General features: G+C 52.8%; 16 protein-coding genes. 8 read left to right on the top strand and 8 right to left on the bottom strand.

What is annotated here, in order from left to right; genetic code table 11:
• Positions 1–139: 139 nt before the first annotated feature.
• The 4 genes from H1D41_RS17900 to H1D41_RS17885 are packed head-to-tail and all read right to left on the bottom strand — an operon-like array spanning position 140 to position 3,673.
• A complete protein-coding gene (locus H1D41_RS17900; protein WP_228850209.1) occupies positions 140–892 on the bottom strand; it encodes an iron ABC transporter ATP-binding protein in 753 nt (250 codons plus the stop codon).
• Complete coding sequence (locus H1D41_RS17895) at positions 889–1,830, bottom strand: iron chelate uptake ABC transporter family permease subunit (protein ID WP_228850208.1); 942 nt, start codon at positions 1,828–1,830, stop codon at positions 889–891. The genes H1D41_RS17900 and H1D41_RS17895 overlap by 4 nt, the downstream gene beginning before the upstream one ends.
• Complete coding sequence (locus H1D41_RS17890) at positions 1,823–2,782, bottom strand: ABC transporter permease (protein ID WP_228850207.1); 960 nt, start codon at positions 2,780–2,782, stop codon at positions 1,823–1,825. Before H1D41_RS17890 ends, H1D41_RS17895 begins: the two co-directional genes overlap by 8 nt.
• Positions 2,783–3,673, bottom strand: a complete 891-nt coding sequence (locus tag H1D41_RS17885; protein WP_228850206.1) for a siderophore ABC transporter substrate-binding protein — start codon at positions 3,671–3,673, stop codon at positions 2,783–2,785.
• An 821-nt stretch (positions 3,674–4,494) separates the two neighbouring features.
• Between H1D41_RS17885 and H1D41_RS17880 the strand changes: the two genes are divergently transcribed.
• From H1D41_RS17880 to H1D41_RS17865, 4 genes are all read left to right on the top strand, one after another.
• Positions 4,495–5,016: a dihydrofolate reductase family protein gene (locus H1D41_RS17880; RefSeq protein ID WP_228850205.1), complete on the top strand. Its 522-nt coding sequence runs from the start codon at positions 4,495–4,497 to the stop codon at positions 5,014–5,016.
• Complete coding sequence (locus H1D41_RS17875) at positions 5,013–5,582, top strand: TetR/AcrR family transcriptional regulator (RefSeq protein ID WP_228850204.1); 570 nt, start codon at positions 5,013–5,015, stop codon at positions 5,580–5,582. The genes H1D41_RS17880 and H1D41_RS17875 overlap by 4 nt, the downstream gene beginning before the upstream one ends.
• 9 nt (positions 5,583–5,591) lie before the next feature.
• Positions 5,592–6,068 (top strand): hypothetical protein, encoded by a 477-nt coding sequence (locus H1D41_RS17870; RefSeq protein ID WP_228850203.1) that lies wholly within the window; start codon positions 5,592–5,594, stop codon positions 6,066–6,068.
• 280 nt (positions 6,069–6,348) lie between these two features.
• Positions 6,349–6,870, top strand: a complete 522-nt coding sequence (locus H1D41_RS17865) for a hypothetical protein (protein ID WP_228850202.1) — start codon at positions 6,349–6,351, stop codon at positions 6,868–6,870.
• 353 nt (positions 6,871–7,223) lie between these two features.
• Here H1D41_RS17865 and eda read toward each other — a convergent pair whose 3' ends face one another.
• From eda to H1D41_RS18430, 4 genes are all read right to left on the bottom strand, one after another.
• Positions 7,224–7,877, bottom strand: coding sequence for a bifunctional 4-hydroxy-2-oxoglutarate aldolase/2-dehydro-3-deoxy-phosphogluconate aldolase (gene eda / locus H1D41_RS17860; RefSeq protein WP_228850201.1), 654 nt, complete (start codon positions 7,875–7,877; stop codon positions 7,224–7,226).
• Complete coding sequence (gene edd / locus H1D41_RS17855; RefSeq protein ID WP_228850200.1) at positions 7,868–9,691, bottom strand: phosphogluconate dehydratase; 1,824 nt, start codon at positions 9,689–9,691, stop codon at positions 7,868–7,870. The genes eda and edd overlap by 10 nt, the downstream gene beginning before the upstream one ends.
• Before the next feature lie 167 nt (positions 9,692–9,858).
• On the bottom strand, positions 9,859–11,289 hold the full coding sequence (locus H1D41_RS17850; protein WP_228850199.1) for a sensor histidine kinase: 1,431 nt from the start codon (positions 11,287–11,289) through the stop codon (positions 9,859–9,861).
• A gap of 3 nt (positions 11,290–11,292) precedes the next feature.
• Complete coding sequence (locus H1D41_RS18430; RefSeq protein ID WP_228850198.1) at positions 11,293–11,994, bottom strand: response regulator transcription factor; 702 nt, start codon at positions 11,992–11,994, stop codon at positions 11,293–11,295.
• Between the two features lie 163 nt (positions 11,995–12,157).
• On the opposite strand from H1D41_RS18430, the gene H1D41_RS17840 reads away from it, so the two are divergent.
• From H1D41_RS17840 to H1D41_RS17825, 4 genes are all read left to right on the top strand, one after another.
• Positions 12,158–13,411, top strand: coding sequence for an ABC transporter substrate-binding protein (locus tag H1D41_RS17840; RefSeq protein WP_228850197.1), 1,254 nt, complete (start codon positions 12,158–12,160; stop codon positions 13,409–13,411).
• A gap of 96 nt (positions 13,412–13,507) precedes the next feature.
• Entirely contained in the window at positions 13,508–14,383 is an 876-nt protein-coding gene (locus H1D41_RS17835; RefSeq protein ID WP_228850217.1) for a carbohydrate ABC transporter permease, read from the top strand.
• The gene (locus H1D41_RS17830) at positions 14,376–15,263 is read left to right on the top strand and encodes a carbohydrate ABC transporter permease (RefSeq protein ID WP_228850196.1); all 888 of its coding nucleotides are present in this window, start codon (positions 14,376–14,378) and stop codon (positions 15,261–15,263) included. Before H1D41_RS17835 ends, H1D41_RS17830 begins: the two co-directional genes overlap by 8 nt.
• Before the next feature lie 3 nt (positions 15,264–15,266).
• Positions 15,267–16,382: an ABC transporter ATP-binding protein gene (locus H1D41_RS17825; RefSeq protein WP_228850195.1), complete on the top strand. Its 1,116-nt coding sequence runs from the start codon at positions 15,267–15,269 to the stop codon at positions 16,380–16,382.
• The last annotated feature ends 197 nt before the right edge of the window (positions 16,383–16,579 follow it).

The following is a 16,579-nucleotide window of genomic DNA, read 5'->3' as shown; positions in this document are numbered from 1 at the left end:
TTATTTGGGGGGCGGGGATGACCTGGCTACCTGATAGACGCTTTTTCTACAGTTTCTCTGAGTTCAGCAAGTCTGTAATAAGTGATATCCTGATTTATTGCAGGCTGGGGCGCTTATAAGGCGATGGAACCCGGCTGAACTACACGATCACAACCGGCAGGCCGTCAATGTTCTGAATGCTTGCATCGGTATTGAATACATCCCGTAACAAAGATGGCGTCACCGTATCCAGAGGCGTTCCTTTAACGCAGATCCGACCGTCTGCCATAGCAATCAGCCAATCCGCATATCTGCTGGCGTAGTTGATGTCATGCAACACAATAACAATGGTTTTCCCATGCGTTTCTGCAAGATCCCGCAGCAAAGCCATCAATGATCTTGATGCTGCGATATCAAGGTTGTTCAGGGGTTCATCCAGCAGCATATAATCAGTATCCTGGGCAAAGGTCATGGCGATTTGTGCCCTTTGCCGCTGGCCCCCGGACAATTCATCGACAGACCGCGAGGCCAGTTCCGTAAGGCCAAAAACCTCAAGTGCGTGGCTGACATATTCGTCATCCTCTGGCCCGGGACGGCCCTGGTGATAAGGATAGCGTCCAAACGATACGAGTTCCTGCACGCTAAGCCGGGGCAGTAAATCAGGCATTTGGGGAAGGATTGACAGGCGTTTCGCCAGATCCCGATTTGAGCATTCACCGATCGTGAGGTCTCCGACATCGATGGACCCGGTCTGTCGTGGCACAAGCCTTGCGATCAGCGACAGAAGGGATGACTTTCCCGCGCCGTTCGGTCCCACCAGAGCTGTGATTTTCCCATGAGGGATGTCCACAGAGACATCCGTTAAGATCTGGCTTTCACCGATTTGATAGGACAGATTGCGTATCGAAATCATTTGCGATGCCCTTTGATAAGAAGAATGAGAAACAATGCGCCTCCCACCAGATCAATCACCACCGACAGTGGCGTTGAAAACCTGAACACGCGCTCAAGCAGAGTTTGTCCGCCAACCAAGGTGATCGCAGAGATGAAAGCCGCACTGACGAATATCACTGAGTGCTTTTCAACAGGTGTGACAATGCGGGCAAGGCTGACAACCAGGAGGCCAAGAAACGCCATCGGCCCGACCAGCGCAGTTGAGATCGCCACCAAGACTGCGGTGATCATAAGTGCCTTTAACTCCGCACGCTTCAGATCCAAGCCCAGATTTATGGCCGTTTCTCGACCAAGTGTGATCACGTCCAACTCGAAACGCATGCGCCATGCAAAGATCAAGGCAAGGCCACACAGAGCAGCCGCGATCGCGAGAAGATCCGTTTCGATCTGCGTAAAACGCGCATAGGACACATTTTGGATCACCGCGAACTCATTCGGATCGATCATGCGCTGCATAAAACTGGTCAGAGAACGAAACAAAGCACCCAGAATAATCCCCGTCAAAATCATCTGCATCAGGTTGTTCTGAGTTTTGCGTAAGAGAGTGGAAAACAATGCAAACGCTGACAAAGTCATGGCGCAGGCCGTGACAATAAAGATGGTCTGGTCTGACAGACTGGTGAAGTTCATTCCCCCCAGAAAGAAAACAGCCGCGGTCAGGATCAACACATATAAAGCATCAAATCCCATGATTGATGGGGTTAATATGCGGTTCTGCGTTATTGTCTGGAACAAGACGGTGGATGTCGAAATTGACACTCCGACAAGCAACAGGGCCGCAAGCTTGGTGCCGCGAAACGAGATAACAAAGCTCAACGGGCCACGCGCACCAAATGACATATAGGCGACAAAACAGATCACCACAAAGAGGCCAAGCCATATCAGTCGCCTATGCATAATGTGGCTTCCGATACAGCAACCACAAAAAGACCAGCGCCCCTGCAATGCCCAGAACCGTACCGACAGGAATTTCGAACGGATATCGGATCAGCCGCCCTGCAATATCGGACAGCAACGTCATTCCAGCCCCCAGCAATGCGATCAGGGGTAGCGTCCGGCGCAGGTTATCCCCAAACAGGCGAGATATGATATTGGGCACGACAAGCCCCACGAACGGAATAATGCCAACTGTTGTGACCGTCAGCGCAGAGATGAACGAAATGGCGATCAAACCGATTAACACAACCTGTTTATAGTTCAGCCCAAGTGATGTTGTGATGGTCTGGCCCATACCCACAATGGCAAACTGATCAGCGGCAAAATACGTCAGAACCGCACCGCAGGCTGCAAGCCAAAGCAGTTCATACCGGCCACGTAACACACCAGAAAATTCACCATTCAGCCAGACGCTGATGAACTGCAACAGGTCCGCCTGATAGGCGACAAAGATGACGGCGGCTCCGATGATACCTCCGTAGATCAGGCCAACCAACGGAACAAGCAGCGGCTGGGTTGGGGGCAGGCGGCGGACAATCGCCAGAAATCCGAGACTGGCGGCCAGTGCGGTAAGTGAAGCAAGCATCATCTTTATAAAGATCGAGGCCTGCGGCATTAAAATCGTCACAGCAAGAATACCCAGAGCGGCGCCCTGGCCTGTGCCTGTTGTCATCGGTTCAACAAAGCGGTTGCGTACCAGCATCTGCAACACACTACCGGACACAGCCAGTGTCGCACCGGCAATAATCGCCGCTGCAGTGCGGGGAAACCGGCTGATCCCCAACAGGCCCAGAGCTTCCGGATCGGCAAGCAGATCCCGGACCGTCAGATCAATAACACCGACAAAGATTGACCATATTGATAAAAGGGCGAGTCCGAAGAGACCCGCCCAATACCATAGAAGCAACCGCATTTAGTTTTCAGCAAACGTCGTTGCAAATTGTTCCATTATTTGCGTCATGGACTGAATGCCGCCATTCGCAATGTAAACATTCGCGCTGTTCAGATAGATCACCTTGCCTTCAGACCATGCGGTCGTTGCATGGACCAGTTCGTTATCGAGCGTTGCGGCTGCGGCTTCGCCGTCCTGACCAATGGCTGCTGCGCGATCGATCACAATCAACACGTCCGGATTGGCGTCACGGATAAATTCAAAGCTAATGGCCTCGCCGTGGGTGGTATCTTCGACCGCTTCAACGGCTTCTGGAATATCCAGTGCCTTGTGCAGCCAGCCAAAGCGGCCAGCGGCTCCATAGGCCGAAACAGTCGGCCCATTGGTCATAACGATAAGGGCATTTCCTTCATCAGAAACGGCCATCTTTGCTGCTGCAAGCGCGTCTTCAAATTGGGCGCGGAGCGTTGCAGCTTCGTCTTGCTTGCCAAAAATTTCACCATAGGCAGACAAACGTTCCAGCCCCTGGCCAACAGTGTCTTCCCAGATTGTCATATCGATAGTGGGCGTGATTTCAGCCAGATCAGGAACCACGCGTGATGATCTTCCGCCTGCAACGAGTAAGTCGTATCCGCCCGCGGCAATAGCTTCAAAGTCAGGCTCAAACAAAGTGCCAACACTTTCTGCGCCTTCAGCTGTGTCCTGTACGTAATCCACAAATAGGGGAGAAACCACACCAGAAACCGTCACGCCAAGCGCATCCAGAGTATCCAGTGCGGCAATATCAAAAACGGCAATTTTTTCAGGTGAAATCGCGACTTGAGCGGCACCCCTGTAGGTTTCGATTTCCATGGCTTCCGCAAAAGCAGAGGTTGAAATCAGACCAAGGGCCAGTCCCATTATTCGTAGCATGTCAGCCATCCTTTTAAAGCAAGGCATGGCTGACCGATACGGTTGGCTTGCGGTTTCATGTGAGATAAAGCGGGCGTTACTACATGTCCAGTTTTACTTTTGGCTCACATGCTGTCGCATGTTGATACGCACTGGGCTTGTCCCGCTTTCACGCCACCTCAAGTGCTCGGCTTTGCCACTTTTCGTTCGAAGGCGATGCGCCGCACTGATGCGATGGTCAAGAAAGACCTTCGGCACCGTTGGGATCGAATACACTTAGTTAGGTTTTGCTGGATAAAAGTGACGAGGCACTTTTGGGGTATAAATGCTTGACGTTTGGGCCAGAATTGAATGACGCGATATGCGTATTTCCTGTTGTTTTGGTTATCGAATAAGTCAAAGATACGAGACGCTCCACATTTTGTGTAAGACGCCAGACGAAATTGACCTTTGCATCATAAACTGACCCAAACGCCTTTTCATAGGTTTTCTTGATATCGCGGTAAATGTGTAGTGTTGCGACGCGAACCCAGTCCTATACATTGAAGCTACGCCTTCACCCTAGCGTGGACACGGCGCACTGATATCACGCTCACTTACCGAAGTTTAAAGGCAACCCAAATTGTACGCGGTCAGTTAGAACCGGCCCAAACCTGCCTTTCGGTACCAGTTCAGCGAACGGCAGGTTTGGGGGTTGATTACCTCCAGCACGGCAATTCGACAAAATATCTGCCTTTTCTACGATGCGTCGTTACTACCAATCAGGTCTTGCGACTTTCGCCATTAATTATATGTTGTATAAATAATGGCGAAAGGAAGATGCAATGCCTACAGGACACATTATGATGGCCATGACCCTTGATGGATTTGTGGCAAGACCCAACCACTCCTTGGATTGGTTATTCAAGCAACCCACAACCGCAGAAGAACACGGCTTTTCAGAGTTTATGGATAGCATCGACGTCTTGGTCATGGGGTCAGGTTCATTGAAGACGGTGATGGGTTTTGACGAATGGCCATACCAAAAACCTGTTATTGTATTGAGCCGATCAATGACGAAGGCGGACCTTCCCGACGTGCTGCATGATAAAGTTGAGTTTTCGACAGCAACACCGGAAGGACTGTGGGAAGAGCTGGGCGAACGTGGTATCAACCGCGTTTATGTCGATGGTGGCGCCATAATTAGGTCGTTTCTCAAGGCCGGCTTTGTGCAGGATATGAAAATCGGCATGATCCCAATTTTGATCGGAGCTGGTATTCGGATTTTTGGTGACAACGAACGTGACATTGATCTGGAATTGGTATCGAGCAAGGCTATGAAGTCAGGCTCGGTGGAATTGATTTATAAGGTCAAAACACAATGACCACAAAACCTGCAGCGGGTCGCCCAAAAGAGAAAGAGCGGGTACTTTCAAGGCAGATTATCCTTTCCACAGCGCTTCAATTCGTCCGAACAAACGGCACAGATACCCTGACATTTCGGGCGCTCGCCGACCTGTTGAATGTGACACCCATGGCCGTGAAATATCATGCTGGCAGCAAGAAAGAGCTTCTTTTCGATCTGCTAGAGCACGCCTTTGTTGGCACTCTGGACGACGCTGAGGGGCTAACGCCCAAAACGCGGGTCAAGGAGATACTTGAAGAATATTGTAGCCGCGCACTGGTTTATCCAAGCCTGCTTCATGCTGTCCTTGAGGATGTTTCGCTGATGAAAGGAGAACTCGTACGGGTCACCGATGAGCTGAGGGTCAACATACAAAAACTGGACAATGGTGAAACGGATGATGTGCTTCTCCATCTGCTCGTCGACTACACTCATGGGTTTGTTTTGTCATCTGCGGCCGGTGAGGAAGCTACCTTGCCGATCTCCAATTACTTGCGTGGGCTGGATTGGATCTTGTGCCGATTACCCGACCAAAATGACAGGTAAATAAAGACCATGAATAATATTCGTATCAAAGGTGCCCGACAAAACAATCTCAAAAGCATAGACATTGAGATCCCGCGCAATCAGATCGTGGTATTTACTGGCGTGTCCGGTTCCGGAAAATCGTCGCTGGTGTTTGAGACGATCAACGCGGAGGCGCAGAGGCAGCTTTATGGCACTTTCTCAACCTTTGTGCAGGGTAAGATGCCACGCATTCCAAAGCCCGACGTCGATTTGATCGAAAACATCTCTCCGGCCATTGTTTTGCAACAGAAGCGAAATGTTGGCGGCTCGCGATCGACGGTGGGCACGACATCGGAAATCTACACCTATCTGCGCCTTCTGTTCTCGCGGATCGGTGATCCGATCCTTGGCACGTCGGCGCATTTCTCGTTCATTTCCCCCAAGGCATGTGCCCAACGTGCGGCGGCACGGGGAACACCATGCAGCTCGAATTGGACAAGATCATCGACCCAACCAAATCATTGAACGATGGCGCGATCTTGTTTTCGGAGTTCCCGGTCGGCAGCCTTTATTGAAAATTCTGGGCGGGATCTGGGCTCTTTGACAATGCCTTGCCGCTCAACCAGTATCCAGCCGATCAATATCAAAAACTTCTCTTCGGCGAAGCCGAAGAGGTCAAGATCGGAAATGAAATTTCGAGTCTGAAAGTAACAGCTGAAGGCGTGATGACGCGGATAAGAAGGCTTTACCTGAATAAGAATTTTATGACCTATCGGAGCGTAAACGCAAGACCATCCAAGCCCATATGACCGTGCGAAGCTGCCCGGACTGTGGCGGGGCGCGTTTGAATCAGGCCGCGCTTGGGGTCAGGATCAACGGACTGAACATTGATCAGGTGTCACACTTTGAGATTGATCAGTTGATCGATTTTATCGATGCAATTGATGACCCTTGCGCGGAACTGGTCGTCGATCAAATCCGTCAAAAGTCGATACACCTGTCCGAGATCGGCCTGAATTATCTGTCTTTGTCACGCCAGCTTGGAACCCTATCCGGCGGCGAAGCGCAACGCGTAAAACTGGCCAATCAACTTGACTCCAGCCTAACCGAAATGCTTTACATCATGGATGAGCCCAGCACGGGGCTTCACCCCCGTGATGTCAGCCAGCTTAATGCCTTGCTGAAGAAGTTGCGGGACCGCGGGAACACCGTGCTTGTGGTTGAACATGATCCAGATGTGATCGAGATCGCTGATCATGTTGTAGACGTTGGACCAAAAGCGGGCGTCAACGGCGGTGAGATTATGTTCGAGGGTGGTTACCGCTGACGCAATTGCGACCGTCGCAGATGCCACCCGGGACAAAACTGACTTCGCCATGGCGGCAGGCTGCAAAAGCGACTGGCCCTTCTTTGGTGGCCTGGTCAGTGTCGTCTCAGATCAGGGCTCGGCTTTCATTGATGACCAGTTTCACATGGCGATTACCGGTGCAGGTGGTGGCTTTGAAACACCCGCTGCGGGCACGCCCCAGCTGCGCGGGCGTATAGAGCGGATATTCCGGACATTCGGCACCGCCCTGATGCCGTTTCTGGCTGGCAGAACCTTCTCAAACCCGAAGGAGCGCGGCGACTATCCCTCGCAGGACATCGCTGCAATCTCAGATGATGCTCTGATGTCCCAGCCTAGTTCCCCGTATTTAATCGACTTGCCGAACGTGCAACGTTTTCGATCCCAGCCCAGTCATGGTTTCGCACAAGCTGTGTTGGCGCAACCCAGCTTCCGCCAACACAAAGCGTGTTTCGCAGATCCAGATAGAATTGAGCGTTTCGCTCCCCCACACCGCCAGTCGGGCAAAACGTGATATTCGGCAAAGGCCCGGCAAGAGAACGCAGCATAGAGACACCACCTGCGGCCTCTGCGGGGAAAAACTTCAGCATATTATATCCCCGGTCTGCCAGGCGCATGGCCTCTGACGCAGTTGCGGCACCAGGTAAAAGAGGCAGACCCGCTTCTTCTGTTGCAGTCAACAGCATGTCTGTCGCACCGGGGGAAACGCCAAACTTTGCGCCCGCCTGCTTTGCATCACGCACATCCTGCGGCGTCAACAACGTGCCCGCACCGACGATCCCGCCTTCGACTGAAGACATTTCTGAAATCACTTCAAGCGCAGCTTTGGTGCGCAGGGTCACCTCCAGCACCGGAAGCCCGCCTTTTATCAAAGCCTCTGCAAGCGGTTTTGCAACTGCCGGGTCCTCTACAACCAACACCGGGATAACCGGGGCCAGGGCGCAGATTTCGCGGATTTTCCGGCTGGCTTCCTGTGGTGTTAAGCGCATGTTGTATCTCCGAATATACTGGCACCGCGATCCGCAGGACCAACCCGATCCCGGAAAGCAGCGAAAAGTTCACGCCCCATCTGGAACGAACCTGGTGAATATTCTGCCGTGGCCGCTTCGCGTGTTCTCACCCCATCGGTCAGAACCTCAAGGCTGCCACGCATAGCGTCAATGCGCAGCATGTCACCATCACGCAGTTTCGCAATCAGACCACCATCTGCTGCCTCAGGGGACACATGGATTGCGGCGGGAACCTTGCCCGACGCCCCCGACATCCTTCCGTCTGTGACCAGGGCAATCTTCAGGCCGCGCCCCTGCAGAATGGACAGAACAGGGGTCAGCCCGTGCAATTCCGGCATACCGTTAAATTTCGGCCCCTGAAAGCGAACAACGACGATTGTATCATCGGTAAACTCGCCTGCTTTGAACGCCCCTTTCACTGTTTCCTGATCATGAAAAACACGTACAGGCGCTTCGATAAACCGATGTTCCGGCGCGACCGCAGAGATTTTCATCACGGACGATCCCAGCGGCCCTTCCAACAAGCACAAACCACCACTGCCCTGGAAACTGTCAGTTGCAGGCCGCAGAATGGCATGGTTCAGGCTTTCTTTCGGTCCCTCAACCCAGGTGAGTTTTCCATCCAAAAGCTTTGGCTCAGTGCTGTAAGCCGCCAGACCGTCACCAAAGACAGTTTTGACGTCAGAGTGCAGCAGGCCATTTTGCAAAAGAGATCCGATCATATAGCCCAGCCCGCCAGCAGCATGGAAGTGGTTCACGTCGGCAAGACCATTGGGATAAACCCGTGCCATTAGAGGAACAACTTCAGACAGTTCCGAAAAATCACGCAAATCAAGCAGAATACCACCAGCCTGCGCCATTGCGATCAGATGGATCAGAAGATTGGTAGACCCTCCTGTGGCCATCAAGCCGACAATACCATTCACAAATGCCTTTTCTGTAAGGATCTCACAGACCGGGGTGTAGGTATTTCCCAGTGCGCTCAGCGACAGAACCTGCTGGGTGCCAAACGTCGTCAACGCATCCCGTAACGGGCTGCCCGGCGTGACAAAGCTGGATCCCGGAAGGTGCAGCCCCATAAATTCCATCAGCATCTGATTGGTGTTAGCAGTGCCGTAAAACGTGCAGGTGCCAGGCCCGTGATAGGCCTCCATTTCGGCTTTCATCAGGGCATCGCGCCCAACGCTTCCTGTGGCAAATTCCTGACGAACTTTCGCTTTTTCATCATTGCTGAGGCCGCTGGTCATAGGACCGGCAGGCAGGAAAATTGCTGGCAGATGGCCAAAACTTTGTGCGGCAATCACAAGGCCAGGTACGATTTTGTCACAGACACCAAGATACGCGGCACAGTCATAGGTATTATGGCTTAGGGCAATTGCCGCGGACATGGCAATCATATCGCGGGAAAACAGGCTCAGCTCCATCCCGGCTTCTCCCTGGGTGATGCCATCACACATCGCAGGCACCCCGCCGGCGACCTGGGCACTGCCACCGGCCTTGCGGGCAGCATCTTTGATGCGCGCAGGGTAGTGTTCAAAGGGCTGATGAGCGGACAGCATGTCATTATAGGCGGTCACAATCCCAAGATTGCCCCCCTGCCCCTTTACCAGAACGTCTTTGTCCTCCCCCATCGCGGCATAGGCGTGGGCCTGACCACTGCAAGACAAATGTCCGCGCTGCGGTCCTATTACGGCGGCCGCACGCATCCGTTCAAGATAGGTTGTACGTGATGCAACACTACGTTCCGCAATGCGGTCTGTAACTTTGTGCAGAACTTGGTGAATCTCAGACATAAGAATGCGCTCCGCTGAGAGACGTCTGCGCCTGTCGTGATCCGCTGGTTGCAAGTGTCGCTGCCATGGGTGGCTCTCCGGGTTGAACTGAGTGTTAGCGCTACCATATCCAGAAAAACAAACATGAACAACATAGGATACAAAAAGTAACAGAGCATCCCAGAAGCCTAAATGCCACGTGAAATCAGGACCGTTACAAGCAAGCCCGGATCCGCATTTGTAAAATCAAGTGTACCGCCATGCATCTCAATCAATTCGCCCGCGATCGAAAGCCCAAGACCCACACCACGTTCAATTTGTGCGGTGTGGCCCCGAACAAAGGGTAAGCGCATACGCTGGATCTGATCGGGTTCAATGCCAGGGCCAAAATCCCGGATGGCGACGGACACCATGTCATGAGAATAGGAATGAACTTCAACAACAGCCCGCCCGCCGTATTTCAGAGCGTTGTCAATCAAGTTAGAAAACGCCCGGCGCAATTTGTCCGGCTGCCCTTGCATAAGACAGGTGGTTTCTGTGCGTATCCGGACATTTTCAGGCGCGGTAAAAATAGACGCTGCAGATTGCAATCTGATTTCATCTGATGCGTGAAAGGTAACATTACAACCGGTATCGGCGTAATCACTGACCAGGCTTTCGAGCAGGGATGTCAGCGAAAACCGGAAACTTTCCTCCGGTTGGGACCGCAAGCTGAGCAAATCAAGTGCGCCGTCAATAATACAGGATACTTCATCAAGATCTGATTCAAACCGATCCCGCAGTTTATCATCCGCTAAAAGATCTGTCCGCAGCCGCAAACGTGTAACCGGGGTACGAAGATCATGAGAAATCGCCGCCAGATTACGTTCTTTTGTGGCCTGTTCGACTTCAAACCGCTCGGACAGCCGGCTGATCTTATCTCGGATCTGATGCGCCTCGGATGAAGTCAGCGGGTCATTCAGATCTGCCACCGGCCCACGCGCAGCCAGTTTTGCAAAAGGTCCTGCAAGATTAAATGCAAAGGGCAACAACAAAGAAAACCCGGCAACGATGGTAACCACCCCCAGGATAACAACTGATGTCTGGCTGCGACGCGATTGCCAGACGGTCGGCGCCGAGATGGTCAGAACGCTGTCAGGTGACACAAAGACATAAAGTTGTGCGACCTGATCCTGTCGGGCGATACCCCGTGACAATTCAGACAGACGTACGCGGGCAGGCTGTACTTCGTTCCGCGCCCGCAAAGAGGCAGGTAGTTTCGGTGCATAGTTAAACGCAACGGCTGCCCGCACCCGTTCTCCGTTCAGGGTCAATATCAACGGGATCGAGGTTGGGGGAAGATCGTCGCGCAAGTTGGCCCGGCGTATGACCTCATACAGGCCAAAAGACGTTTTCCTGCCTTCAGGCAGACGACGCCATGTTTCATCCTTCAGAATGTCCCCCAGAACCTCGCCCGAGGTTTCCGCCCGTGCAAGCGCCATATTGCGCTTGTTCAGATTGTACATCGTCCAGCCGGTCAGGATTGTTCCCAGGATGAAGGCCGCGACAACCAGCAACGGCAGACGACTGGCCAAGGATTGCGGCAGCAATCGTAGCAACGATATCAGTACCCGTGACATAGGTTAATCAACATCCTGAATGTCAGCGCAAAACTGATAACCACGGTTGCGCACCGTTCTGATGAAATCCGCGGACGGCTGAAGCGTTGCGATTTTCTTGCGCAGTCGGCTGACAAGAATATCTACCCGCCGATCTTCGGGGCTCAGATCTACATTCAGGATATTTCGGGCAATTTCCTCCCGACTGACAGGTTCCGGAATAGCGGCAATCAGAGCTGACAACAACTGATACTCGGTTGAACTAAGCGGAAGATGGATTGCGTCAGGCCCGTGCAGTTTCTGGCGCGTTCGATCCAGAAGCCAGCCAGAAAATCCTACTTTCCCAGCAGATGGCGCCCGATATGTTGCAGCGCTACGGCGCAATAAGGCGGAAATCCGAGCCAGAAGCTCACGCGGGTTAAAGGGTTTTTCAATGTAATCATCCGCACCAGTTTCAATCCCGTGAATCCGTTTTGCATCCCCCTTTTCCGCAGATAAAATTATCAATGGCACATCAGATGTCCGGCGCACCCATTGACAGAAATCAAGGCCATTTTGTCCGGGCAACATGATGTCGACAATGAAAATGTCAAATTCCGAGGGCTTGAAGTTCCGTGCATTTTCCGCGCTGCCAGAGACAAAACAGGTGAAATCCCGCCGTTCCAGATACGTGGACAGCAATTCTGAAATTTCAGCATCATCCTCGACGATATGAACTTTAGGCACGGCAGAAGTCCCATCCGTTTAAGCTGCATCAGTCATGGCACCAGAGTAAATGTTTCGCAAGACTGTTACAAAACGCAACAAAACAACGAACGGGTTGTCGGCGCTTTGGGGCTACGATCTGGCAAGGCTGAAAAAGCCACAAAATTGATTCTGGGAGGAACTCATGAAGATTATTGCAAAAACACTTGTTGGTGCGCTTGCGCTGACCACGGCTCTTGCTGCCCCTCTGAAAGCAGACCCGACAGCTGAAGTTCTGCATTACTGGACATCCGGCGGTGAGGCCCAGGCTGTTAAGGCTCTGCAGGAAGCGTTTCTGGCCCGTGGTGGCAGCTGGGTGGATGCACCTGTTGCTGGCGGCGGCGGCGATGCGCAGGCTGCAGTTCTGCGCGCCCGTGTTCTGGCAGGTGACCCACCTGCGGCGGTTCAGATCAAAGGCCCAAATATTCAGGAATGGGCTGATGCAGGTGCGCTTGGCGACCTGTCCGCTGTGGCCGAAGCACAGAACTGGGACGACGTTCTGCCAGCTGCGATTCAGGATATCGTGAAATATGAAGGCAACTATGTTGCTGTGCCGGTGAACGTCCACCGCGTAGACTGGATCTGGGCCAACCCGGAAGTTCTTGCGCAGGTCGGCGCGACCGTTCCAACCACCTGGGATGAATTCAACGAAACGGCCGACAAATTGTTGGCTGCGGGCATCATCCCATTGGCGCATGGCGGTCAGCCATGGCAGGACGCAACTGTGTTTGAAACCGTTGTTTTGGGCATTGGCGGTGTAGATTTCTATCGCAAAGCATTGGTTGATCTGGACATGGAAGCACTGGGGTCTGACACAATGGTCGCGGTCTTTGATCAGATGCGCAAAATGCGCGGCTATGTTGATCCTGACTTCCCAGGCCGTGACTGGAACCTTGCAACTGCGATGGTGATGCGTGGCGAAGCTGCGATGCAGATCATGGGTGACTGGGCAAAAGGCGAATTTGCAGCCGCGGGCATGGTGCCGGGCGTTGATTATGTCTGCGCATCCACCCCATCAGACAATGGTTACCTGTTGAACTCTGACAGTTTTGCGATGTTCAACGTATCCGGTGATGATAATGTCGAAGGTCAGGCGCTTCTGGCTGAACTGATCCTGGGCACTGAATTCCAGGAAACATTCAACCTGCTGAAAGGTTCCATTCCTGCGCGTACAGATGTGCCGCGCGGTGAATTTGACGAATGCGCGATCAAATCCATGGACGATATGGTAGCTGCTGCAGAAGGTGACACTCTGCTTGGCTCCATGGCGCATGAGATCGCCCAAGCGGGTGCGGTTCGCGGTGCGTTCATCGACGTGGCCACTGCACATTTTAACTCTGATATGTCTTCACAAGACGCAGTTTCTCAGCTGGTTGACGCGATTAAACTCGCTCAATAAGTCAGAATTCACACGAGTGGCCCGCTGTTCCGGCGGGCCACATCCCTTGCCGCCTGCACCGGAGGAGGTCCTAATTTGACCCGCCCCCCCTTTTCCCTGACAGACAGAATTGCGCGCCTACTGCCCCAGATCGTTGTGGCACCCGGCTTTGCTGCCATCCTGTTTTTTGTCTACGGTTTCATCATCTGGACAGGGTATATCTCTCTGACCAACTCCAAGATGTTGCCGAATTATTCCCTGATTGGGTTTCGCCCCTATGAACGGCTGTTCCAGATGGACCGCTGGTCGGTTGCACTGGAAAATCTGTTTGTCTTCGGGGTGCTTTTTATTCTTGCGGCAATCGTGATCGGGTGCCTCTTAGCTGTCCTGCTTGATCAAAAGATCCGAGCCGAAGGTTTTATCCGCACAATCTATCTCTATCCGATGGCGATTTCCTTCATCATTACAGGCACCGCCTGGAAATGGATTATGAATCCGTCCCTTGGCCTTGAAACCGTCGTACGCGGCTGGGGCTGGGAAAGCTTTTCCTTCGGCTGGACCAATGATTCCACACTGGCGGTTTATGCATTGGTCATGGCCGCTGTCTGGCAAAGTGCCGGGTTTGTGATGGCCCTGTTTCTGTCTGCCCTGCGCAGCGTCGATCAGGACATTATCAAGGCCGCCAGCCTGGATGGTGCGTCACCCTGGAAAATCTATATCCGGATTATCCTGCCATCCATGCGCCCCGTATTCATGAGCGCGATTGTCATCCTGTCCCACCTCGCGATCAAAAGCTTTGATCTTGTTGTCGCCCTGACAGGTGGCGGGCCGGGATACGCATCCACACTTCCGGCGAATTTTATGTATGAAATGACTTTCCGCCGCAATGAAATCGGCGTTGGCGCTGCCTCTGCCATGGTCATGCTGGCAACTGTTGCTGCGATTATGGTGCCTTATCTTTATTCCGAACTAAGGGGGAAGAAACATGGCTGATTCCGCATCCTTCACCCCGGGCAATACAGGGTCGAATCTAGCACTGCGCCTGGCACTATGGACTGTGCTGATTGTCTTTGCGATCTGGTTCTTGCTGCCCGCCTATGTCGTGGTTGGGACATCTCTGAAAGACCTTGAGGAAATCCGCGGTGGGTCCCTTCTGGCCCTGCCCCATGAAATCAACTTTTCGGCCTGGCGCCACGCCTGGTCCGAGGCCTGTATCGGCGTCGAATGTTCCGGCCTTGAACCTTATTTCTGGAATTCCGTTGGTATGGCGATCCCCTCTGTCATCATTTCAACGCTGCTGGGTGCGCTGACGGGATATGCGCTGACCAAATGGAAGTTCAAAGGTGCGAACCTTGTGTTTGCCATGATTCTGTTTGGGTGTTTTGTGCCGTTCCAGGTTGTGATTTTGCCGATGGCGCAAACCCTAGGAAAAATAGGTATCACCAATACGGTATATGGGTTGATCCTTGTACATTCTGTATACGGAATGGCCTTTACTACGCTGTTTTTCCGTAACTATTACGTCACCATCCCTGACGAACTGGTGCGGGCGGCAACGATTGATGGGGCGGGGTTCTTTACCATCTTCCGCCGGATCATTCTGCCTCTGTCGCCTCCCATCATTGTTGTGTCTGTCATCTGGCAATTCACCCAGATCTGGAACGACTTTCTCTTTGGTGCAAGCTTCACGACGGGCGGGGCGCAGCCAATCATGGTGGCCATGAATAACCTGGTGAATACCACCACTGGCGTTAAGCAATACAACGTCGACATGGCCGCAGCACTGATCACGGCTGCCCCTACGCTTTTCGTCTATATCATCGCGGGCCGCTACTTTGTACGCGGACTGACCGCTGGCTCGGTTAAAGGATAAATCATGGCCTCTCTGACAATTAAAAACGCGGTTAAGCGATATGGTAGCGTCGAAGTCCTGAAAAGCGTCGACATCGACCTGGCAGATGGTGAATTCCTGGTGCTTCTGGGGGCATCTGGCTGTGGTAAATCAACGTTACTGAACATGATTGCCGGCCTGGAAAGCGTCACCGAAGGTGAAATTTCCATCGGTGACCGGATCATCAATGATGTGCACCCCAAAGACCGTGACATCGCGATGGTGTTCCAGTCCTACGCGCTTTATCCGAACATGACCGTAGCAAAGAACATCGCCTTCGGACTTGAGATGCGCGGCGTTCCGAAAGCCGAACGTGATACAGCCGTACTGGACGTCGCGAAGGTTCTAAAAATGGATCATCTGCTAGATCGCAAACCCAGCCAACTGTCCGGTGGACAACGGCAGCGTGTTGCTATGGGCCGGGCGCTTGTGCGTCGCCCGGAAGTCTTCCTTTTCGACGAACCGCTGTCAAATCTTGATGCCAAGCTGCGCCTTGAAATGCGTACAGAAATCAAACGTCTACACAAACGCCTGAACGCAACCATGGTGTATGTCACCCATGATCAGATCGAAGCACTGACCCTGGCGGATCGGATTGCAATCCTGAAAGACGGTGAAATTCAACAGCTCGCCAGCCCGGAAGAAATCTACGACCGCCCGGTGAATATGTTTGTGGCCGGTCTGGTTGGCTCTCCGCCCATGAATTTCATTCACGCTGAAGTTGCCAGAACAGACACAGGTTATGGTGCCGAAATCACCGTGCGTGCAAATGGCACAGACAATAGCGTGCTTCTGGATCTGACAAATCATCCCGCAGATCTTTCCGGTTTTGTCGGGCGTGAAATCGTCATTGGTATCCGCCCCGAAGCCATCACTCAGACCGGTTCACATGACGGGCCAACCCAATGCTTTGCATCAGAAATCGATGTCACCGAAGCCACCGGGGCCGATACGCTTTGCATTCTGAACTGGAACGGCAAAGAAGTGATGGCACGCATCAGTTCCGGCTATGCCCGGATTATTGAGGGGACAATGGATTTTTCTGTTGATATCTCACGCGCCAGTCTGTTCGATCCACAAAGCGAAATGCGGATCGCCTGAACCAGGCGCACAGGCCAGAAGTAAAACTGTCGGAGTGGAAATATGTGGCATCTGGGTGCAGATATCGGTTTGGTCTTGCCGCGCAAAAGTTCCGGTCTCTCAGCTTATGTTATGCAGTCCTTCGTTCGAATGCCAAGGGGCTTTTCCCGCCAAGGGATGAATGCCGCCTGCGTGGATTGTAGAACCCATTGATGTAT

The organism is Halocynthiibacter styelae (assembly GCF_016123485.1).
GTDB classification, from domain to species: Bacteria; Pseudomonadota; Alphaproteobacteria; order Rhodobacterales; family Rhodobacteraceae; genus Halocynthiibacter; species Halocynthiibacter styelae.
Note: the sequence above shows the minus strand (reverse complement) of the source record. Positions and strands in the feature narration are given on the sequence as shown.